This is a genomic window from Nocardioides sp. P5_E3 (assembly GCF_054049275.1).
This window is the reverse complement of sequence record NZ_JBFUMR010000009.1, coordinates 106,201-124,308: the sequence shown is the minus strand read 5'-3', so window position 1 is coordinate 124,308 and position 18,108 is coordinate 106,201. Positions and strand designations below refer to the sequence as shown.

Genomic DNA, 18,108 nt, shown 5'->3' with positions numbered 1-18,108 from the left:
TTCCTGCGTCGATGGGGCAACCTGAGGGTCGAGGACACGTCTACCAGACATGAGCACGAGGTCGATCGGGATGGCTGGCACAGAGCCGGTGGTGGACATCACTGAGCTGTACGCCGCCCACCGCCTGTCGCTCGTCCGGCTGGCGATCCTCCTCGTGGACGACTTCGCATCCGCCGAGGACGTGGTGCAGGACGCGTTCGCGGCTCTCGCCCGCCGACCCGACGCAGTCAAGGATCCCACCAAGGCCCTGGCCTACCTGCGCGTCTCGGTCGTCAACACCGCCCGCTCGGCCCTGCGCCGGCGGCGTACGGCCCGGGCGTACTCGCCACCCCACGACCTGTCGCCACCCTCGCCCGAGGACACCGCGGTGCTGGCGGAGGAGCACCGGGAGGTCATCGAGGCGCTGCACCAGCTCGCGCCGAGGCAGCGCGAGGTACTGGTGCTCCGCTACTGGTCGAACCTGAGCGAGGCCGAGATCGCCCGAACGCTGGACATCAGCCAGGGGACCGTGAAGTCGACGGCCAGCCGTGGGCTGGTCGCTCTCGAGAAGGCAATGGCGAAGAACCCGCAGACGAGCTCGGGGAAGGAGGAGCGATGAGCACCACCGACATGCCGCCCGAGCTGGCGGACATCGAGGCGCGGCTCCGCGCCGCGCTCACCGCTCGCGCCGAGCAGGTGCAGCCTGAGGACCTGGCGCAGCTCGCGATCGTCGTGGCCCCGCGACCGCGCTGGCAGTCGCCCTGGGTGCTGCTCACGACGGCGGCCGCGGTGCTGCTGGTGATCGGCGTGGTCTTCCAGGGCATGGGTGGCAATCCGAGGTCCGACCGGATCGCTCCCCAGCCCGACGCCCCCACGATCGACCTACCGGCCGACATCGGCCGCGACTGGGCCCCCGACGACCTCTCGAAGCCCGTTCGTCTCGACCTCGACGGCGACGGCACGATGGAGAGGGTCGAGTTCCTCGCCGAGCCGGCCGAGGAGCACGACGGCCGCACCCGCGTGCAGACGACGCTCAGCAGCACGGGGGAAGAGGCCTACGGCCTGGTCGAGCTCGGCACGACCATCGGCGTGGGTGCGCTCGACCCGATCGACGCGGACAGCGACGGCGACCAGGAGCTGGTGCTCTACACCACCGATGTCGACGGCGGGCCGGGCGCACCCTTCGAGCCGGTCGTCCTCGACCTGCGCGACGGGCTGCTGGTCCGGGCCGTGCCCGAGGACCCGGTGCTGCTCGCGAGCGGCGACGTCGTGGTCCCCGGATCCGAGACGCAGCATTACGACCGGGTGCACGTCCAGACGTTCCGGGTCGAGGGCGCGACGCTCGTGTCGACCCGGTCGGTGAACGCGTTCGCCCGTTCCGCCGGCAGCATGACCATGCTCGTGCCCGAGACCTACGTGATGGACACCTACGAGTGGACGCTCGACGACCAGGGTGTCCTACGGGCGGGGGAGCAGGGCTGCCTCGTGCAGGTGCCGGAGGGCACCAGGCCATGCGACGCCGACAGCGCCGACGACCTGCCCTACGTGGCGACTGAGTCCACGGACACCATCGGCGTCGGGGAGCAGGTCGCGCTCGAGGACGGCGGGCTCGGCTACCGCGCGCGGGTCGAGGACGACGGCGGTCCGAACCTGGTGATCGACGGTCCGGGGGCCGACGGCTCGAGCTACGCGCTCAACGCGCCCGAGCCCCGGGTGCACGTGGTGAGCCCGGCCTCCCTGGTCGGCTTCGATGCTGCGTCGGCGTACGTCACCTCGGCGACGGATCCCGGTGTGGTCGAAATCGTCGCCCAGACCGCCGACCAGGCGGGTCTGGTCGGCCTGCGGCCAGTGGGCGAGGTCCCTCTCGGCACCGGCACCCAGGCCGACGGTCGCGACTACCGCACGTGGCTCACCGAGAACGGGTCCGTCGTGACGATGGTGGCGGGCGGCGACGGCTCCTGGGAGTCGTGGCAATGGGTGCCCGACGGGCAGACCGACATCGCCGCGCTGCCGACGGGCACCGTCTGCTTCGACGACGTCACCGACCCCGCGAGCCTCAGGCGCTGCTGAAGGACTTGGCGAAGGCGAGCAGGTCGACCCCGGGCACCGGCGACCAGTCGCGGCCGGGGTCACGGGTGTAGCCGAGGCGTCCGTAGACCGTGTGCGCGGCGGCCATCGTGGCGAGCGACGACAGCGCCATCCCGGAGGCCCCGTGCTCGCGGGCCCGCTCCTCGCACAGCCGGGCGAGGGCGGTGCCCGCACCCGAGCCCTGGGCCGCCGGGTCGACCGCGAGCATCCGGAACTCGCCCTCGTCGTCGCGTCCGATCTCGCGCCACGGTGAGCCGGGCGGGCAGTAGGTGACGACGCCGACGACCCGGTCGTCGACCACGGCCACCCACACCTCGGCCTGCGCGTCACGGGTCGCGACGTCGTGCAGCCGCTCGCGGTAGTCGTCCTCCGCGCCGGTCAGGAGCGGGTCGTACGCCGCCACGCACACGTCGCCGGCGGCGGCGTGCTCCCCGGGCCGGATCCGACGGATCTCCACGACCCAGGACCTCAGATGCCGAAGGTGGTGCGCGGGTAGGCCGCCTCGACGTCGGTGATCACGTTGACGAGGTAGGGCACGCCGGAGGCGTAGGCCCGGTCGAGGGCGGGCCCGATCTGCTTCGGGTCGGTCACGGTCTCGCCCGCGCCGCCGAGCGCCTTGACCACGTCGTCGTACGGCGTGCGCTGGGCGAGGTCGGCGACGACGTCGTAGCCGTAGAGCATCTGCATCGGGCCCTTCTCCAGGCCCCAGGCGGAGTTGTTGCCCATCACCATGACCACCGGCAGGTCGTGGCGCACCAGCGTGTCGACGTCCATCAGCGAGAAGCCGGCGGCGCCGTCGCCGAGGAGGAGCGTGACCTGGGCGCTCGGCCGCGCGATGCGGGCCGCGATCGCCGCGCCGAGGCCGGCGCCGAGGCAGCCGTAGGGGCCGGGGTCGAGCCAGCCGCCGGGCCGCTTCGGCTCGACGTACTTGCCGGCGAACGAGACGAAGTCGCCGCCGTCGCCGATCACGACCGAGTCGTCCTCGAGGCGGGGGACCAGCTCGCCGTAGATGCGGGCGGGGTGGATCGGGTCGGCCTCAGCGGTGAGGAGCTGCGCGTCGCGCTCCGCGGCGGCCCTCACCTGGTCGCGCAGCTGGTCGGCCCACGCCTGCCAGTCGGGCTTGTCGCCGCCCTCGATCGCCTTCTGCAGGGCGTCGAGGACCGTGGTGAGGTCGCCCGCGACGGACGCGGCGAGCTCGGCGTGGCCGGAGACCTGGCCGGGGGAGTCGGCGATGTGGACAACCCGGGCGAACTCGCCCGTCGGGTTCTTGTCCGGACCGCCGAAGGCGCCGTAGCCGAGGCGGAAGTCGAGGGGGGTGCCGACGACGACCACCAGGTCCGCCCCGGACAGGGCCGCACCGCGGGCCTTGGTGACCAGCGAGCGGTGCCCGCCGGGGATGACGCCGCGGCCCATGCCGTTGGTGAGCGTCGGGATGCCGAGGTCCTCGACGAAGCGCAGCGCGGCCGCCTCCGCGTGGTCGGCCCACACGTCGGTGCCGAGGATCAGGACGGGACGCTGCGCCCGCGCGAACAGGCCGGCGATGGTGGCGATGGCGTCGCCGTCGGGCTCGATGCGGGTGCCCTCGCCCGAACCGACCGTGCCGGACGCGGAGTTGAAGAACTCGTCCATCGGCACGTCGACGAAGACCGGACCGCGGTGGCTCGAACGGGCCAGGGTGAAGGCCTCGTCGACGCCGGCCGCGACGTCGCCCGCTGTCATGATGGTCCGCGCCGCCTTCGCGACCGGAGCGATGATCGGCGGCTGGTCGAGCTCCTGCAGCGAGCCGGTGCCCCAGCGGTTCTGTGGGGCGCGACCGCCGACCACGACCATCGGGGAGCCGGCGAACTGGGCCTGCGCGATCGCGCTGATGCCGTTGGTGACGCCGGGACCGGCGGTGAGGACGGCGAGGCCGGGGACGCGGGTGAGCTTGCCGGTCGCCTCGGCGGCGAAGGCGGCGGTCTGCTCGTGGCGCACGTCGAGCAGCCGCATCTGCGGGTCGTTGCCATCCCCGTTGATCCGTACGGCGCCGTCGTACATCGGGAAGACGTGGGCTCCGGAGAGGGTGAACATCGTGTCCACGCCGTGGGCGCGGGCGACGTGCACGGCCAGCTCGCCGCTGTGACCTGTGATCTCGCTCATGTCCCGCAGGTTAGCGGGTGTCTACTCGCAGGTAGGGAGCGTTGGTCATCCGCAGCGCCTCGATCACGACGAGGAGCAGGTCGGGCCGCACGGCGGGCGGCTCGTGACCCAGCGAGAGGTGCAGGAAGAGCGCGCGGAGGAACGCCTGCGGCGCCGCGGTCAGGGCGTAGGGGTCGTGGTCGACCGGCCCGCGGTAGGGGTTGGCCGCGGCGCCGATGCGGTGCACCCACGGCTCGAGGGCGTCGACGCCGAGCGTGTTGCGCCGCAGGACCTGCATCACCGCAGCGGCGAGGCGGTCCGGCTCCCCGGAGGCCAGGGGAGCGTCGGCAGGCTGGTCGAGGAGGCGCTCGGCCACGATGTCGAGGAGCACCGTGTGCTCCGGCCCCGCGAGGTGGGGCGACTCCGCGAGCGCGCCGAGGGTGTCGGCGCCGTGGGCGACCGTGTGCGCCCACCCCTTCTCCGGGACATAGCCGCGGGTGTCGCGCTCGGTGAGGAACCAGGTCATCGCCCGGTCGCCCCACTCGAGGATCTTCGCGCCCGGCAGCAGGTGCCGCTCGTTGTCACGCTCGATGCACGCGCCCAGGATCAGGGCGCTGAAGCTGCGCCGAAAGACGCTGTCGGTCCCGTCCTCGCCGACCCCGACCGAGAGCCCGGCGACCATGCCGTCACCGAGCCCGGCGAGCAGGTCGTCGTAGACGCCGTTGGCGATCCAGGTGGCGAGGGCGGGGAAGGCGGTGCCGTCGCGGACCTCTGGCCGGGTGGATCCGAGCATCGCGGTGAGCTCGGCCGTCAGCTCGTCGAGAGGGCGGTCCGAGGGGACCTCGAACCCGGCCTTCTGCACGCGTTCCCAGTAGCCGATCGACATGCGCCCCATCCTGCCAGCCCCCTCGGACGTCGTCCCAGTCCGGCCTCGCGCTGGCCCTAGGCTGGCCGGGTGCCCTCACTCCACGAGCTCGTGCGAGCCCACACCGACCTCGTCGAGGACGACGTCGCCTGGCTCCAGCTGCTCATGGCGGACTGGCAGATCCTCGCCGACCTGTCCTTCGCCGACCTCGTGCTGTGGCTCCCGGACCGGGAGGGCAGGGGCTACTGGGCGGGCGGCCAGATGCGCCCCACGACCGGCCCGACGGCGCTGGTGGACGACGTCCTGGGGACCTTCATCCCGACCGGTCGCCGCCGGATGCTCGACGAGGCCTTCACGACCGGGCGCCTGGTACGCGAGGGCGACCCGGAGTGGCGGGACGACGTGCCGGTGCGGGTGGAGGTCATCCCCGTGCGCCGGGCCGGCCGCGTGATCGCCACGATCGGTCGCAACACCAACCTGCTCGGCGTACGCACGCCCAGCCGGCTCGAGCTCAGCTACCTCCAGACGGCCGCCGACCTGACGCAGATGATCGCCGCGGGGCACTTCCCGCTCAGCGACCAGCGCAGCGACCACGCCGACTCACCGCGGGTGGGGGACGGGTTCGTCCGTCTCGACCCCGCCGGCCGGGTCGTCTACGCCAGTCCCAACGGCCTGTCGGCCTACCGCCGGCTCGGGCTGCAGGGAGACCTCGCCGGCCTGGTCCTCACCGACCTGACGCGTGAGCTGGTGCCGGCTCGCAGGCGACCCGACGAGGAGACGCTGAGCGCCGTGCTGGGCGGCCGCGACGGGCGCGCGACCGAGGTCGGCACCGACGAGGTCACCCTCATCGTGCGCAGCATCCCGCTGCGTCCGCAGGGGGAGCGCAGCGGGGCGTTGCTGCTCGTGCGCGACGTCACCGAGCTGCGCAGCCGTGACAGAGAGCTGGTCACCAAGGACGTGACCATCCGCGAGATCCACCACCGGGTGAAGAACAACCTGCAGACCGTCGCGGCGCTGCTGCGCCTGCAGGCGCGTCGTACGGACGCCGAGGACGCCAAGGCGGCCCTCGAGGAGGCCGTGCGCCGGGTGGGCTCGATCGCGATCGTGCACGAGACGCTGAGCCACGCGGTGGAGGAGACCGTCGACTTCGACGAGATCGCCGACCGGCTCGGCTCGATGGTCGTGGACGTCAGCGGGGTGGAGGTGCCGGTGCGCGTCGTGCGGGAGGGCTCGTTCGGCAAGCTGCCCTCGGAGGCGGCCACGCCGCTCGCGATGGTGCTGACCGAGCTGCTGCAGAACGCCGTCGAGCACGGCTACTCCGACCAGGAGGTCGCGACGGTGGACCACTCGGGCCGCGTGGTGGTCACCGCTCGCCGCATCGTGGGTCGGTTGCACGTCGTGGTGGAGGACGACGGTCGAGGACTGCCCGACGACTTCGACCTCGACTCGTCGACCCAGCTGGGCCTGTCGATCGTGCGCACCCTGGTGGAGTCCGAGCTGGGCGGCGTGCTGGAGATCGGTCCCGGGAGCCGTGGCACGCGGGTGCAGGCGGACCTGCCGGTCGACTGAGGTCAGGCGGTGCGGATGCGCGCGCGGGCGTTGCGGCGCTTGAGCGCGCGGCGCTCGTCCTCGCTGAGGCCGCCCCACACTCCGTGGTCCTGGCCGGCCTCGAGGGCCCAGGCAAGACACTGCTCGCGTACCTCACAGCGACGGCAGACCTGCTTGGCCTCCTCGATCTGGAGAATCGCGGGACCGGTGTTGCCGATCGGGAAGAACAGCTCAGGGTCCTCGTCGAGGCATGCGGAGCGGCTGCGCCAATCCATGGGTGGGGGATTCCCTCTTTCACATCACGTCGGGTTGCTGTTTACGGACGTTCAGCTGGGCCCGGGCGCCAGAAAGCGCAGCGACCAGACTTGCAATCTTTGAACGTTCACACAACCCCCAACGCTGGTCGTGTCCGTCACAACTACTGTTGTGCAGTGCCCGTTACGCCGAAGGCTGATACCCCTGGTCCCGACCCTGTCGCCCCACCCCCGCTCCAGGTGGCCGCCGCTCTCGTGGCCCTCGAGGCGTTGGTGCTCGTCGTGCTCGCCGTCCTCGAGCTGGCCAACCTCCGCTCGGTCCGGCTCACCATGGGCGTCACGACGACGGTGTTCTTCCTCGCCGCCGCGGCCGGGCTGGCGTGGTGCGCCTGGTCGCTGTGGAAGACCCGTCGATGGGCCCGCGGGCCGGTCGTGATGGCCCAGCTGATCCAGCTGGGACTGGCGTGGAACTTTCGCGACGCCCCGACCACGCTGCTGGCGATCGGGCTGGCGGTCGCTGGCGTGGTGGTGATCGCCGGGCTGCTGCACCCGGCGACCACCCAGGTGCTGGAGGAGGACGCGGCCTAGCTGCGGCTAGTCGGCCTCGAGCGACGTACGCAGCTGGGCGAGCGTGCGCGTCAGGAGGCGCGAGACGTGCATCTGCGAGACGCCGATCTCCTCGGCGATCTGCGACTGCGTCATGTTCTTGAAGAAGCGCAGCAGCAGGATCCGCTTCTCGCGCTCACCGAGCCCCTCGAGCAGCGGCTTGATCGACTCGCGGACCTCGACGTGCTCGATGTTGGCGTCCTCGACGCCGAGCGTGGCGAGCATGGCCGGCGGGCCGTCGTCGTTGTCGTCGGTGGCGTCGAGGGAGAGCGTCGCGTAGGCGTGGGAGGACTCGATGCCCTCCATGACCTCCTCCACGGTGCAGCCGATGACCTCGGCCAGCTCGCGCGGCGTGGGGGAGCGGCCGAGCTTCTGGGTGAGCTCGCCGGTGGCGCTCCCGATCTGCATCCGCAGCTCCTGGAGGCGGCGCGGCACCCGGATCGCCCAGCCCTTGTCGCGGAAGTGACGCTTGATCTCGCCGATCACCGTCGGCGTCGCGTAGGTGGAGAACTCCACGCCGCGGTCGGTCTCGAACCGGTCGACTGCCTTGATCAGGCCGATCGTGCCGACCTGCACGAGGTCCTCGAACGGCTCCCCGCGGTTGCGGAAGCGTCGGGCGCAGTGCTCCACCAGCGACAGGTGGAGGTGCACCAGGTCGTCGCGCGCCACCGAGCGCACGGCGCTGCTCGCCTCGTCGTCGCGCAGCACGCTGAACAGCTCGGCGCTGCGCGCGCGGACGTGCTCGAGACCGCTGGGCACGACGTCGTCGTCGATCCCGCGGTCGAGGGCAGCGTCGGCTGCCGTGTCGTCCCCCGTGTCCCCCGTGACTGCGCTCATGTCAGAGCTCGGCACCTGTCATTCCCGCAGCGACCGCCGACGTCACCGTGAAGCGGACGTGGAAGCGCCCGTCATCGGATCCTGCCGACGCGTCCTGCGCCATCGTGTCGAGCACCTGCCAGGCGAAGCTCTCGGTGTCGAGCGGGGGGTCGTCGATCGCCTCGGCCTGCAGCTCGACGGTCATCGAGCCGCGGCCGAACCAGAAGCTCGCCACGAGGTCGACGCCCGGGTCGGCCTCGGGGATCACGAGCGCGCTCGCCTCGCCGATGGCGATGCGGAGGTCCTCGATGTCGTCGATCGTGAAGTCGAGCCGGGCCGCGAGCCCGGCGGCCGTGGTGCGGACGATCGTCGCGTAGGCCCCCTCGGCCGGGAGCCGGAGCTCGACGTCGGCGCGAGATGCCCCCGTGTTGTCTGCCATCTGGGTCAATGTCCCGTCCTCGAGGCCGATGCTCCGCACACACTAACGGTCTCGATCAGCTGAACCACGGACACAGCTGGTCGCGTGTGTGCAGGTCGTGGCGGTGGCGCGGGTCGTGCAGCAGCGGCCTCGGCCTGCTGTCGCCCCGTCCCGCGGGCACCGGCGACGGGGCGGCGACCCGCGTCAGGTCCGGCGTCGCGGCCGGGGCGAGGTGCTCGAGCTCGACCACCACGCCGTACACCCCGTTGCCCTCGTCCTCGAGGGACACCGCGCCCAGGCGGCGGAGCATCCCCAGGGACGCGGGGTTGTCCTGCAGCACCTCGGTGACGATGCGGTCCACGCCCGCAGGTCGCCGGCGCATCAGCACCTCGAGCAGGACGGTGGCCACCCCGCGGCCCTGCCACTCGTCCTTGACGGTGACGGCGAGGTCGGCGGCATCGGTGACATCTGCGTAGCGCACCATCCGGGCCAGGGCGACGGGGTCGTAGACGTCGGCGCTCGTCTCGGCGCACAGCACGAGGGCGATGTGGTCGACGCCGTCGACGTCGTCGACGAGGTGGTCCAGCATCGCGTCGCTGAGGTGCCTGACCGGCGCGAGGAAGCGTCGGCGCTGGGACTCGGGGGAGAGGGTCTCGAACTCCGCCACGAGCGCTGCCCGGTCGGTGCGTTCCAGGGGCACGACGAAGGCGTCCGTGCCGTCACGCAGCGTGACCTGCTCGATCATCGGCCCTCCCGTCCGCTGGCCCGGAGCCTAGCCAGCGCGGGGGAGCGGGACGCACGAACGCCGCACCGACCCGGTGGGTCGGTGCGGCGTCGGGAGTGTGTCAGGCCTTCTTCAGCGGTCGCGACCTCGCAGGCTCGGTCGCGCTTGTGACTCGAAGGCCTTCGCTTCGCTCAGGCCTTCTTCGTCTCCCAGAAGATCTCCGCGATCTCGTCGATCTTGGCGAGCAGCTCGTCGGCCTTGCCGGCGTCGAGCTCACCCTTGGTGCCGGAGGCACCGGCCAGCTTGGTGGCCTCGTTGACCAGGGTGTGCAGCTGCGGGTACTTCTCGAAGTGCGGGGGCTTGAAGTAGTCGGTCCACAGCACCCACAGGTGGTGCTTGACGAGCTCCGAGCGCTGCTCCTTGATCAGGATGGCGCGCGTGCGGAAGTCGGGGTCGTCGTTGTCCGCGACCTTGGCGATGATCGCCTTGATCGACTCGGCCTCGATGCGGGCCTGGGCGGGGTCGTAGACGCCACACGGCAGGTCGCAGTGGGCGGAGACCTCGACGGTGGGGGCGAGCAGCTGGCGGAGCATCGGGTTCCTCTCGATCGGGAAGATGTGCATCTGCTGCGACACTACTCCGCGTGAAGCGGCGTCGGCAGCGGGGTCCCGCCCCCCGGGGTGGGCGCTCCGGGCCGCCGTTCGGGACGGCCCTGGTCCGGGGCCGGTCGATGCTCCCGACGCTGCGCGAGGGCGACCTGCTGCTCGTCCGCTACGGCGCCCCGCCCCGGCCGGGTGACCTCGTCGTCGCCCGCTTCGCCGACGGCACTGTGGCCGTCAAGCGCGCGGTCGAGGAACGTCGTACGCGCTCCGGCGCAGACGGCTGGTGGTTGCTGAGCGACAACCCCGACGAGGGGGTCGACTCGCGACACCGCGGACCCATCCCCGAGGCCGACGTGCTGGCCGTCGTCCGCCTGCGGGTGTGGCCTTCCCCACGTGTGGGACGCAGGCTCCGGGGCCGCTGAGCTGTGCGAGTATCGCCGGCATGGTTTCGCACCCGCACGCCGGCGACCCGGTGTTCGACCTGCACGTCGGCGGCAAGATGGAGATCCACGCGACGGTCGCCCTGGCCGGCCCAGACGAGCTGTCCCTCGCCTACACCCCCGGTGTGGCGCGGGTGTGCGAGGCCATCGCCGCCGACCCGTCGCTGACCCAGCACTACACGTGGGTGCCCAACACGGTCGCCGTCGTCACCGACGGCACAGCGGTCCTGGGCCTCGGTGACATCGGCCCGGCGGCCGCGATGCCGGTGATGGAGGGCAAGGCGGTGCTGTTCAAGCAGTTCGGTGGCGTCGACGCCGTGCCGATCTGCCTCGACACCACCGACGTCGAGGAGATCATCGAGACCGTCGTCCGGTTGGCGCCGAGCTTCGGCGGGATCAACCTCGAGGACATCTCCGCGCCGCGCTGCTTCGAGATCGAGGCGCGGCTCAAGGAGCGGCTCGACATCCCGGTCTTCCACGACGACCAGCACGGCACCGCCGTCGTCGCCCTCGCCGCACTGACCAACGCGCTCCGGCTCACCGGCCGTGACGCCGCGACGGTCCGCGTGGTGGTGCAGGGCGCCGGTGCTGCCGGCGTCGCCGTGGCGCGCATCCTGCTCGAGGCGGGCATCAAGGACATCGCGGTCCTCGACCGGCAGGGCGTGCTCAGCTCGTCGCGGTCGGACCTGACCGAGGTCAAGGCCGCGCTGGCCCGTGACACCGCCGACCACTTCGGGCGCCGCGGCACGCTGGCCGACGTGATGGCCGGCGCCGACGTCTACATCGGCGTCTCCGGCGGCCAGGTGCCCGAGGAGACCGTGGCCTCGATGGCCGACGACGCGATCATCTTCGGCCTGGCCAACCCGACGCCCGAGGTGCACCCGGACCTGGCGCACAAGTACGCCCGGGTCGTGGCCACCGGCCGCTCGGACTTCCCCAACCAGATCAACAACGTCCTCGCCTTCCCCGGCATCTTCCGCGGGGCCTTCGACGTGCACGCCACCGCGATCACGGAGGGGATGAAGGTCGCTGCGGCCACCGCCCTCGCCGAGCTCGTCGGTGACGACCTGCGCGAGGACCTGGTCATCCCCTCGCCCTTCGACCCTCGGGTCCCGGGTGCGGTGCGGGCGGCCGTCGCCGACGCTGCCCGGCGCGACGGGGTCGCCCGCCGCTGATCGCCAACGGCGCGCCGGGTCTGGCAGCATCGCGTCATGCACGTCGAGGTGTCCGGGGCGGAGCTGCTCCGATTCGGTGACGGGAGTCCCGTGCGGGCAGCGTCCGCGGTCGTCCGCCTCGGCGACGGTCGCCTCGTGGTGTCGGACGACGCGACGCACGCGGCGTGGTTCCGACCGGGCGTGGAGCCCATCCGCGTGCGACTCCTCCCGCCCGTCGAGGGGCACGAGGTGTTCGACGAGGGGTCGGGCACCAAGGTCCTCAAGCCCGACCTCGAGACGGCCTGCCGCGTCGAGGTCGACGGCGAGGAGGCCGTGCTGGTGATGGGCTCGGGCTCGTCGCCGAGGCGGATGACGTGGTGCCTGGTTCGGCTCGAGGACGGCACGCCGCACGTCGTCGTCAGCGAGATGGCCCAGGTGTACGCCGCAGCTGCGGCCGCGCTGGACATCGATCTCGACGCGCTGAACCTCGAGGGCGCCTGCGTCGTCGGGCGCAGCCTGCGATGGTTCCATCGCGGGCTGCCCTCGGCGGGACTTCCGTCCGGGAGCGTCGACCTCGACCTCGACGCGGTGTGGTCCGCCGCACTCGGCGACGTGGACGCAGCAGATCTGCGGGTCACCCGTCCCCGCCACTACGACCTCGGGTCCGTGGGCGGGGTGGGCCTGGCGATCACCGACGTCGTCGCGCTTCCGGGCGGTGACCTGCTCGCGTGCGCGGCGGCCGAGGACAGCCCCAACCCCCGCGACGACGGGCCGGTGACGGCGACGGCTCTCGTGCGGATCCGCGGCAACGAAGTCGTCGAGGTCGTGCCCCTGCCTGACCACGCGGGCCAGGTGCTCAAGGTCGAGGGACTCATGGTGCTGGACGCCGACGAGACAGCGGCGACGTTGTACGCCGTCACCGACGTCGACGACCCCGACGCGGCGTCCTGGGCGGCCACCCTCCACGTACGACTCTGACGGCTGCGGCCTACTCGAACAACGGCCGCAGGTGGTCGTTGAGGAACATGCCCTGCGGGTCGAGCTCGCGTCGGAGCGCGACGAAGTCGTCGGCCCGCGGGTAGAGCTCGCGGAGCCGCTCGGGCGTCATGAAGTGCAGCTTGCCCCAGTGGACGCGGGCGTCGAACCCGGCGAGGAGCGCGTCGACCGAGCGCAGGTAGGCCCAGTAGTCGGTGCCCGGCGTGCCGGAGACGGAGATGACGACCGTGGGCGTCCGGAACTGCGGGGACAGGAAGGCCTCGTCCGCCCCGACCGTGCGCACCTCGAGCGGGTAGACGGAGTCGGGGAGGCTGCGCTGCATCAGCTCGCGCATCGCGTGGAGCGCCTCGGGAGCGCGGTCGAGGGCGACGAAGTACTCCAGCTCGTGGAAGTTGGGGTCGTAGACCATCGGGAAGATCCGGTAGCACCGGTCGACGCGGCGGCCCACGGTGTCGTCGTCCGGCACGTCGTGGCCGACCTCGTCGTAGACCTTGACGTAGCACTGGTCGGCCAGGGGCTCGCCGTGGCCGTCGAGGTTGTAGAGCGCACCCGACTCCTCGGTCGGCAGCCAGAACATCCCGAAGTGGCGGTGCTCGTCGACCAGCTGGCCCCAGTGCTCCATCACGTCGTCCCAGGTCCGGAGGCTGACGTGCTCACGCAACCGGTAGGCGTCGGTGACCGCGAGCTCGAGCTGGGTCACGACCCCGAGCATGCCGACGGAGACCTGGGCCGCGTGCAGCAGGTCGAGGTCCGCCTCGCCGATCTCGCGCACGTCACCGGTCGCCGTCACGAGGCGTACGCCGCGCACGACGCCGGACAGGCTCGTGTAGCGCGTGCCGGAGCCGTGCGTCCCGGTCGCCACCGCGCCGGCGATCTGCTGGGTGTCGATGTCGCCCTGGTTGCGCAGCGCCAGCCCGACGTCCCACAGCGGTTCGTAGAAGTCGCGGATCAACGTGCCGGGGAGCGCTGTCGCGCGCTTCGCCGCGACGTCGGTGCCCACGACGCCGCGCAGTGCCGAGAGGTCGAGCAGCAGGCCGTCGGTCTGGACCACCGGCGTGAAGGAGTGCCCGGCGCCCGAGACGCGGACGCGCTGGCCGCGCCCGGCGGCCTGCCGCACGAGGGCTGCGACCTCGTCCTCGTCGCGGGGAGCGGCGGTCGACGCGGGTGCGAAGGACTGGTTGCCCACCCAGTTGGTCCAGGTCATGCGGGTCAGCCTGACCAGCGGCGGACCTGCCGTCAACGGTGGACCACTGGCCGCCAGCGCTGGACCGGCGGAGGTCAGAAACCGATCGACGGCTCCGGCGCGACGGCAGTGCGCATCGCGCGCGCCAGCTCGGCGTACGCGTCGAGGCGGTGCTCCTGCACGAGACCCGCACGGAGCAGCCCGCCGATGCCGTGGCCGAGGAAGCCGGCACCGAGGGCGGCCACGTCGAGGGCGACGTCGGCGGGGGAGTCGGTGCGCGAGGCCGCACCCGAGCCCGAGGAGGCGGTGAGGCGCCAGCGCCCGGCGTTCCAGGGTGCGTGGCGGTCCTGCACCTCGACGACCACGTCGCAGTCGGACTCGTAGGACCGCATCGGCCAGGCCGCCTCGACGTCGACGAGGCGGACCCAGGTGCTGTCCCAGGTCTTGAGGTCGCCGGTGCCGCGGGGTCCGCCGACCCAGCCGAGGACCGGGTCGTCGACGCCGACGTTCTCCAGCTTGGTCGTGCCCATCAGGTCGAGGTCCACGACGCGGCGCGCGAGCGCGAGCCGGGCGGCGGGGCCACCGCAGAAGGTGCCGACCACGACGGTGCCGGACGGGCGGGCGTCGCTCCACTTGTGCTCGCGCCGCAGGCTGGTGAAGCCGATGTCCTGGCCGTCGCGACGGGCGAAGATGATGCGGCGGCGCTCCTTGTCGCGCAGCTGGTCGGGCGTCTCGTGGGCCATGAGCGTGAAGAAGTCGGGCAGGCCGATGATCGTGCCGGGGAAGTCGGGCGCTGCGGCGAGCTGGCAGGCGCGCATCCGCTCGGTCACGCCCGGTGCCGCCATGTCGAGCAGGTGGGTGGTGATCCCGGCGACCTCGTCCTCGAGGTGCGGGGCGGTGAACGTCGTCCCGCGCCCGAGCGAGACCTGGTGCGTGAGCACCGCGTTGCCGTAGCCGAAGCGGCCGTAGATCGCGGCCTCGCTCGCATGGAGCGCGGAGATGGCGGTGCCGGCGTCGCGGGTGCGGGCGAGGTGGTCGGTCATCATCGCCGCCAGCACGCCGCGGCGGCGGGCGTCGGGGTGGACGCCGACCCAGGTCAGGCCCGCGATCGGTACGACGTCGCCGCCGGGCAGCGACATCTCCATCGGGCGCACGCCGTAGATGCCGCTGTGCAGGTCGCCGGGACCGTCGGGCAGGTCCACGACGAACCGCTGGTCCTCCGGGAGTCCGAGCCGCAGGTGGTCGGCGTCGTCGTCGGTGACCTCGCCGAACCAGACGAGCTGGTCGGTGGCCAGGTACTTCGCAGGGTCCTCCGAGGGACGTACGTCGATGCTCACCGTCTCAACCCAACCTGTCGGCGCGAGGACCCGCAACCGGATAAGGCGAGCCACTCGCTAGGGTCGAGGAATGTTCGCCGTCTACGCCGAGTCCTTCTCTCCCGACGACCCGCTGAGCGGCCTGGTGGTGGGGGAGCGACCGGCTCCCGAGGCCCCCGACGGGTGGGCGACGGTGACGGTGAAGGCCGCCAGCCTCAACCACCACGACCTGTGGTCGCTGCGCGGGGTGGGCCTGCGCGAGGAGTCGCTGCCGATGATCCTCGGCTGCGACGCCGCGGGCGTCGACGAGGACGGCAACGAGGTCGTCGTCCACGGCGTCATCGGTGACCCCCGGTGGACGGGTGACGAGGCCGACGACCCGGGCCGGTCGCTGCTCTCCGAGCGCCACCAGGGCACCTTCGCCGACCAGGTCGTCGTGCCGCGGCGCAACCTCGTCCCCAAGCCCGGCTCGCTCTCCTTCGAGGAGGCGGCCTGCCTGCCCACCGCGTGGCTGACGGCCTACCGGATGCTCTTCGTGCAGGGCGGCTGCAAGCCCGGCGAGACGGTGCTCGTCCAGGGCGCCGGCGGTGGCGTCGCCACCGCGCTCATCACCCTGGGGCGCGCGGCGGGCCTCACGATCCTCGCCACCAGCCGCGACGAGGCCAAGCGTGCGCGGGCCCGTCAGCTCGGCGCCCACGAGGTGTTCGAGTCCGGCGAGCGGCTCCCCGTGAAGGTCGACGCGGTCATGGAGACGGTCGGCAAGGCCACCTGGACCCACTCCGTCCGCTCGCTGCGCCCGGGCGGCCGGATCGTCATCAGCGGCACCACCTCTGGCCCCGACGTCGGCGACCCCGGCCTCACGCACGTGTTCTTCAAGCAGCTCTCGATCATCGGCTCCACCATGGGCACCCGCGGCGAGCTCGACCTGCTGGTGAAGTTCCTCGACGCCACGGGCGCCCGCCCCGTCGTCGACCGGGCCATCCCGATGGAGGAGGCCCGCGACGGCTTCGCCGCGATGGCGGAGGGCGACGTCTTCGGCAAGATCGTCTTCACCCGATGACCCGCACGCACGTCCTCACCGGGGCCGGGTCGGGCATCGGGCTCGCGCTGGCCCGCCGCCTGGCCGACCGGGGTGACCGCCTCGTCCTGCTCGCCCGCAGCGACGCCCGCGCAGCGGAGCTCGCCCGGACGTTCCCGCACGCCCAGCTCCTGGTCGCCGACCTGGCCGACCCGGGCACCCTCAACGGCGTGGGGCGGCAGGTCGACGGGCCCGTCGACTCCGTCCTGCACGTCGCCGGCGTGGTCGACCTGGCGCCGGTGGAGCGGCTGCGGCTCGCCGAGTGGGAGGAGCAGGTGACGGTGAACCTCACGGCGCCGGCGGTCCTGACCCGTGAGCTGCTGCCGCACGTGCGCGCCGCCCGCGGCACGTTCGTCTTCGTCAACTCCTCCGCAGGGCTGGCGGCCGGCGCCGAGTGGTCGGCGTACGCCGCCTCGAAGTTCGGCCTGCGCGCGTTCGCCGACGCGCTGCGGGCCGAGGAGGTCGAGCACGGGGTGCGCGTCAGCACCGTCTACCCGAGCCGCACCGCCACGCCGATGCAGGAGAAGGTCCACGAGCAGGAGGGGCGCACCTACGACGCCGCGCGATGGATCAGCCCCGAGACGGTCGTCGACACGATCCTCCACGTCGTCGACCTGCCGGCCGACGCCACGATCCCCGACGTGACGGTCCGCCCGGTGGTGCCGCGCTCCGGCACCTGACGCGCCCGGTCCGCGCCTGGTCCGCGCCTGGTCCGATCGGGGTCAGGCCGGCTGCAGGACGAAGACCCGGATCCGCCGGCGCTCACCGACGCGCTGTCGATAACGGGCGTAGCCCGGGTAGAAGCGTGCCGCCAGCGCGAAGACCTCCTCGGCCTCGGCGGGCGTCGCGGCCCGGGCGACCACCTCGCGCGTGACGCCGCGGTAGGTGAGCGTCGCTCGCGGATCGGCCTCGAGGTTGAGCGCCCACGCAGGCGTCGCGGCCTGGCCGAAGTTGGTGCCGAGGAGCGCCAGAGTGCCGTCGTACGGCGCCGCGATGAGGTGGCTGGTGCGGCGCTGTCCCGACCTGCGCCCGGTCGTCGTCACGTCGAGGACCTCCAGGCCGGCCAGCAGGCCCGGCGCGCTGCGTCGTCCCCTGGTGAGCCGACCGACGGCATCGTCGAGGTGGCGCAGGACGTGGGAGAACACCCAGCCGCCGGCACGGGTGCCGGCGCCCCAGCGCACCGCCCGGTGCAGCGGGTTGCCCGTGGCGTGCGAGTAGCCGAGGTCGGCGGCCAGGTCGCGGCCCACCTCAGGTGCCCTCTCGCGAGCGCCAGCCGAGCGCGCCCACGAGCAGCATCCGCAGCTGGGTGCGGGCCTGGGCGAGGGTGCGCTCCTCGGAGTCGGGGTCGTCGACCAGCCGCTCGGCCATCGTGACCACGAAGGACACGATCAGGTCGGCCAGCAGCCCGATGTCGGCGCTGGAGTAGTGCTCGGCGGCGCCGCTGCGGGCGATGTCGGAGGCGAGCTCGCGGGTGATCAGCTCGATCTCGCGGCCGATCGCCTCCCGCACCCGCGGCGGACCGGCGACCCGCTCCCGGGCGATGAAGGCGTAGTGCGCCCGGTTCTCCCGGACGTGCTCGGCGACGATCGGCAGTGACCCGTCGATGAAGTCGCGGAACTCCGGGGCGTGGCGCCACACGTCCGTCAGCATCGACCGGAGGGAGCGGAAGCTCTCGTCGACCAGCGCGAGCCCGAGCAGCTCCAGCGAGTCGAAGTGACGGTAGAACGCCGTGGGGACCACCCCGACCTGCTTGGCCACCTGCCGGAGCGAGATGGCCGACAGGTTGGAGTCGGCCGAGAGGGTGAGTCCCGCGTCGAGGATGGCCCGCCGGGTGCGTTCCTTGCGCTCGGCCCGGGTCTCGCCCGCGCCCCTGGACGGCTGCTCGCCGGTCAGGAGCTCGGGCTCGGACGTCATGACGCGAGC

General features: G+C 72.5%; 21 protein-coding genes. 9 read left to right on the top strand and 12 right to left on the bottom strand.

The window, feature by feature from the left end; translation table 11 throughout:
- Positions 1 to 70: 70 nt before the first annotated feature.
- Both ACXJKB_RS07820 and ACXJKB_RS07815 read left to right on the top strand, forming a co-directional pair.
- Positions 71 to 598 (top strand): SigE family RNA polymerase sigma factor, encoded by a 528-nt coding sequence (locus tag ACXJKB_RS07820; RefSeq protein ID WP_457187057.1) that lies wholly within the window; start codon positions 71 to 73, stop codon positions 596 to 598.
- Positions 595 to 2,049 (top strand): hypothetical protein, encoded by a 1,455-nt coding sequence (locus ACXJKB_RS07815; protein WP_457187056.1) that lies wholly within the window; start codon positions 595 to 597, stop codon positions 2,047 to 2,049. The genes ACXJKB_RS07820 and ACXJKB_RS07815 overlap by 4 nt, the downstream gene beginning before the upstream one ends.
- Here the strand turns inward: ACXJKB_RS07815 and ACXJKB_RS07810 are convergent.
- The 3 genes from ACXJKB_RS07810 to ACXJKB_RS07800 are packed head-to-tail and all read right to left on the bottom strand — an operon-like array spanning position 2,036 to position 5,071.
- Entirely contained in the window at positions 2,036 to 2,524 is a 489-nt protein-coding gene (locus ACXJKB_RS07810; RefSeq protein ID WP_457187054.1) for a GNAT family N-acetyltransferase, read from the bottom strand. The genes ACXJKB_RS07815 and ACXJKB_RS07810 overlap by 14 nt on opposite strands.
- A gap of 11 nt (positions 2,525 to 2,535) precedes the next feature.
- On the bottom strand, positions 2,536 to 4,206 hold the full coding sequence (locus tag ACXJKB_RS07805; RefSeq protein ID WP_457187052.1) for an acetolactate synthase: 1,671 nt from the start codon (positions 4,204 to 4,206) through the stop codon (positions 2,536 to 2,538).
- A gap of 10 nt (positions 4,207 to 4,216) precedes the next feature.
- Positions 4,217 to 5,071: a DUF2785 domain-containing protein gene (locus ACXJKB_RS07800; RefSeq protein ID WP_457187050.1), complete on the bottom strand. Its 855-nt coding sequence runs from the start codon at positions 5,069 to 5,071 to the stop codon at positions 4,217 to 4,219.
- A 69-nt stretch (positions 5,072 to 5,140) separates the two neighbouring features.
- On the opposite strand from ACXJKB_RS07800, the gene ACXJKB_RS07795 reads away from it, so the two are divergent.
- On the top strand, positions 5,141 to 6,619 hold the full coding sequence (locus tag ACXJKB_RS07795; RefSeq protein WP_457187048.1) for a sensor histidine kinase: 1,479 nt from the start codon (positions 5,141 to 5,143) through the stop codon (positions 6,617 to 6,619).
- A 2-nt stretch (positions 6,620 to 6,621) separates the two neighbouring features.
- Here the strand turns inward: ACXJKB_RS07795 and ACXJKB_RS07790 are convergent, their stop codons facing one another.
- Positions 6,622 to 6,873 carry a WhiB family transcriptional regulator gene (locus tag ACXJKB_RS07790; RefSeq protein WP_056601527.1) on the bottom strand — a complete coding sequence of 84 codons (252 nt, stop codon included), beginning with the start codon at positions 6,871 to 6,873 and terminating at the stop codon, positions 6,622 to 6,624.
- Positions 6,874 to 7,092: 219 nt separating this feature from the next.
- Between ACXJKB_RS07790 and ACXJKB_RS07785 the strand changes: the two genes are divergently transcribed.
- Positions 7,093 to 7,440 carry a hypothetical protein gene (locus tag ACXJKB_RS07785; protein ID WP_457187045.1) on the top strand — a complete coding sequence of 116 codons (348 nt, stop codon included), beginning with the start codon at positions 7,093 to 7,095 and terminating at the stop codon, positions 7,438 to 7,440.
- A gap of 6 nt (positions 7,441 to 7,446) precedes the next feature.
- Here the strand turns inward: ACXJKB_RS07785 and ACXJKB_RS07780 are convergent, their stop codons facing one another.
- From ACXJKB_RS07780 to sodN, 4 genes are all read right to left on the bottom strand, one after another.
- Positions 7,447 to 8,295, bottom strand: a complete 849-nt coding sequence (locus tag ACXJKB_RS07780; RefSeq protein WP_457187043.1) for an RNA polymerase sigma factor SigF — start codon at positions 8,293 to 8,295, stop codon at positions 7,447 to 7,449.
- 1 nt (position 8,296) lies between these two features.
- Positions 8,297 to 8,713, bottom strand: coding sequence for an anti-sigma factor (locus ACXJKB_RS07775; protein WP_457187041.1), 417 nt, complete (start codon positions 8,711 to 8,713; stop codon positions 8,297 to 8,299).
- Positions 8,714 to 8,768: 55 nt separating this feature from the next.
- Positions 8,769 to 9,437, bottom strand: coding sequence for a GNAT family N-acetyltransferase (locus ACXJKB_RS07770; RefSeq protein WP_457187039.1), 669 nt, complete (start codon positions 9,435 to 9,437; stop codon positions 8,769 to 8,771).
- 170 nt (positions 9,438 to 9,607) lie between these two features.
- Positions 9,608 to 10,039 (bottom strand): superoxide dismutase, Ni, encoded by a 432-nt coding sequence (gene sodN, locus ACXJKB_RS07765; RefSeq protein WP_457187037.1) that lies wholly within the window; start codon positions 10,037 to 10,039, stop codon positions 9,608 to 9,610.
- A gap of 20 nt (positions 10,040 to 10,059) precedes the next feature.
- On the opposite strand from sodN, the gene ACXJKB_RS07760 reads away from it, so the two are divergent.
- From ACXJKB_RS07760 to ACXJKB_RS07750, 3 genes are read left to right on the top strand one after another with little or no spacing between them, the layout of a single operon-like run.
- Positions 10,060 to 10,440 (top strand): S24/S26 family peptidase, encoded by a 381-nt coding sequence (locus tag ACXJKB_RS07760; RefSeq protein ID WP_457187035.1) that lies wholly within the window; start codon positions 10,060 to 10,062, stop codon positions 10,438 to 10,440.
- 20 nt (positions 10,441 to 10,460) lie between these two features.
- Positions 10,461 to 11,633: an NAD(P)-dependent malic enzyme gene (locus ACXJKB_RS07755; protein ID WP_457187033.1), complete on the top strand. Its 1,173-nt coding sequence runs from the start codon at positions 10,461 to 10,463 to the stop codon at positions 11,631 to 11,633.
- Positions 11,634 to 11,669: 36 nt separating this feature from the next.
- Positions 11,670 to 12,590, top strand: coding sequence for a DUF6910 family protein (locus tag ACXJKB_RS07750; protein ID WP_457187031.1), 921 nt, complete (start codon positions 11,670 to 11,672; stop codon positions 12,588 to 12,590).
- Between the two features lie 10 nt (positions 12,591 to 12,600).
- Here ACXJKB_RS07750 and ACXJKB_RS07745 read toward each other — a convergent pair whose 3' ends face one another.
- Together ACXJKB_RS07745 and ACXJKB_RS07740 are read right to left on the bottom strand one after the other, a co-directional pair.
- A complete protein-coding gene (locus tag ACXJKB_RS07745; protein ID WP_457187029.1) occupies positions 12,601 to 13,812 on the bottom strand; it encodes a D-arabinono-1,4-lactone oxidase in 1,212 nt (403 codons plus the stop codon).
- Positions 13,813 to 13,886: 74 nt separating this feature from the next.
- Entirely contained in the window at positions 13,887 to 15,128 is a 1,242-nt protein-coding gene (locus ACXJKB_RS07740; protein ID WP_457187027.1) for a GNAT family N-acetyltransferase, read from the bottom strand.
- A gap of 70 nt (positions 15,129 to 15,198) precedes the next feature.
- Between ACXJKB_RS07740 and ACXJKB_RS07735 the strand changes: the two genes are divergently transcribed.
- On the top strand, positions 15,199 to 16,167 hold the full coding sequence (locus ACXJKB_RS07735) for a zinc-binding dehydrogenase (RefSeq protein ID WP_457187025.1): 969 nt from the start codon (positions 15,199 to 15,201) through the stop codon (positions 16,165 to 16,167).
- Positions 16,164 to 16,865: an SDR family oxidoreductase gene (locus tag ACXJKB_RS07730; protein ID WP_457187023.1), complete on the top strand. Its 702-nt coding sequence runs from the start codon at positions 16,164 to 16,166 to the stop codon at positions 16,863 to 16,865. Before ACXJKB_RS07735 ends, ACXJKB_RS07730 begins: the two co-directional genes overlap by 4 nt.
- A gap of 42 nt (positions 16,866 to 16,907) precedes the next feature.
- On the opposite strand, the gene ACXJKB_RS07725 is transcribed toward ACXJKB_RS07730, so the two are convergent.
- The gene (locus tag ACXJKB_RS07725) at positions 16,908 to 17,432 is read right to left on the bottom strand and encodes a nitroreductase family deazaflavin-dependent oxidoreductase (protein ID WP_457187021.1); all 525 of its coding nucleotides are present in this window, start codon (positions 17,430 to 17,432) and stop codon (positions 16,908 to 16,910) included.
- Between the two features lies 1 nt (position 17,433).
- Positions 17,434 to 18,099, bottom strand: a complete 666-nt coding sequence (locus ACXJKB_RS07720; RefSeq protein WP_457187019.1) for a TetR family transcriptional regulator — start codon at positions 18,097 to 18,099, stop codon at positions 17,434 to 17,436.
- Between the last annotated feature and the right edge of the window lie 9 nt (positions 18,100 to 18,108).

Bases quoted from the DNA above. Each gene is read 5' to 3' on its own strand.
- ACXJKB_RS07820 (WP_457187057.1), top strand. From the start codon at position 71: ATGGCTGGCACAGAGCCGGTGGTGGACATCACTGAGCTGTACGCCGCC.
- ACXJKB_RS07745 (WP_457187029.1), bottom strand. From the start codon at position 13,812: ATGACCTGGACCAACTGGGTGGGCAACCAGTCCTTCGCACCCGCGTCG.
- ACXJKB_RS07815 (WP_457187056.1), top strand. From the start codon at position 595: ATGAGCACCACCGACATGCCGCCCGAGCTGGCGGACATCGAGGCGCGG.
- ACXJKB_RS07805 (WP_457187052.1), bottom strand. From the start codon at position 4,206: ATGAGCGAGATCACAGGTCACAGCGGCGAGCTGGCCGTGCACGTCGCC.
- sodN (WP_457187037.1), bottom strand. From the start codon at position 10,039: ATGCACATCTTCCCGATCGAGAGGAACCCGATGCTCCGCCAGCTGCTC.
- ACXJKB_RS07730 (WP_457187023.1), top strand. From the start codon at position 16,164: ATGACCCGCACGCACGTCCTCACCGGGGCCGGGTCGGGCATCGGGCTC.
- ACXJKB_RS07800 (WP_457187050.1), bottom strand. From the start codon at position 5,071: ATGTCGATCGGCTACTGGGAACGCGTGCAGAAGGCCGGGTTCGAGGTC.
- ACXJKB_RS07775 (WP_457187041.1), bottom strand. From the start codon at position 8,713: ATGGCAGACAACACGGGGGCATCTCGCGCCGACGTCGAGCTCCGGCTC.
- ACXJKB_RS07750 (WP_457187031.1), top strand. From the start codon at position 11,670: ATGCACGTCGAGGTGTCCGGGGCGGAGCTGCTCCGATTCGGTGACGGG.
- ACXJKB_RS07790 (WP_056601527.1), bottom strand. From the start codon at position 6,873: ATGGATTGGCGCAGCCGCTCCGCATGCCTCGACGAGGACCCTGAGCTG.
- ACXJKB_RS07720 (WP_457187019.1), bottom strand. From the start codon at position 18,099: ATGACGTCCGAGCCCGAGCTCCTGACCGGCGAGCAGCCGTCCAGGGGC.
- ACXJKB_RS07755 (WP_457187033.1), top strand. From the start codon at position 10,461: ATGGTTTCGCACCCGCACGCCGGCGACCCGGTGTTCGACCTGCACGTC.
- ACXJKB_RS07780 (WP_457187043.1), bottom strand. From the start codon at position 8,295: ATGAGCGCAGTCACGGGGGACACGGGGGACGACACGGCAGCCGACGCT.
- ACXJKB_RS07735 (WP_457187025.1), top strand. From the start codon at position 15,199: ATGTTCGCCGTCTACGCCGAGTCCTTCTCTCCCGACGACCCGCTGAGC.
- ACXJKB_RS07770 (WP_457187039.1), bottom strand. From the start codon at position 9,437: ATGATCGAGCAGGTCACGCTGCGTGACGGCACGGACGCCTTCGTCGTG.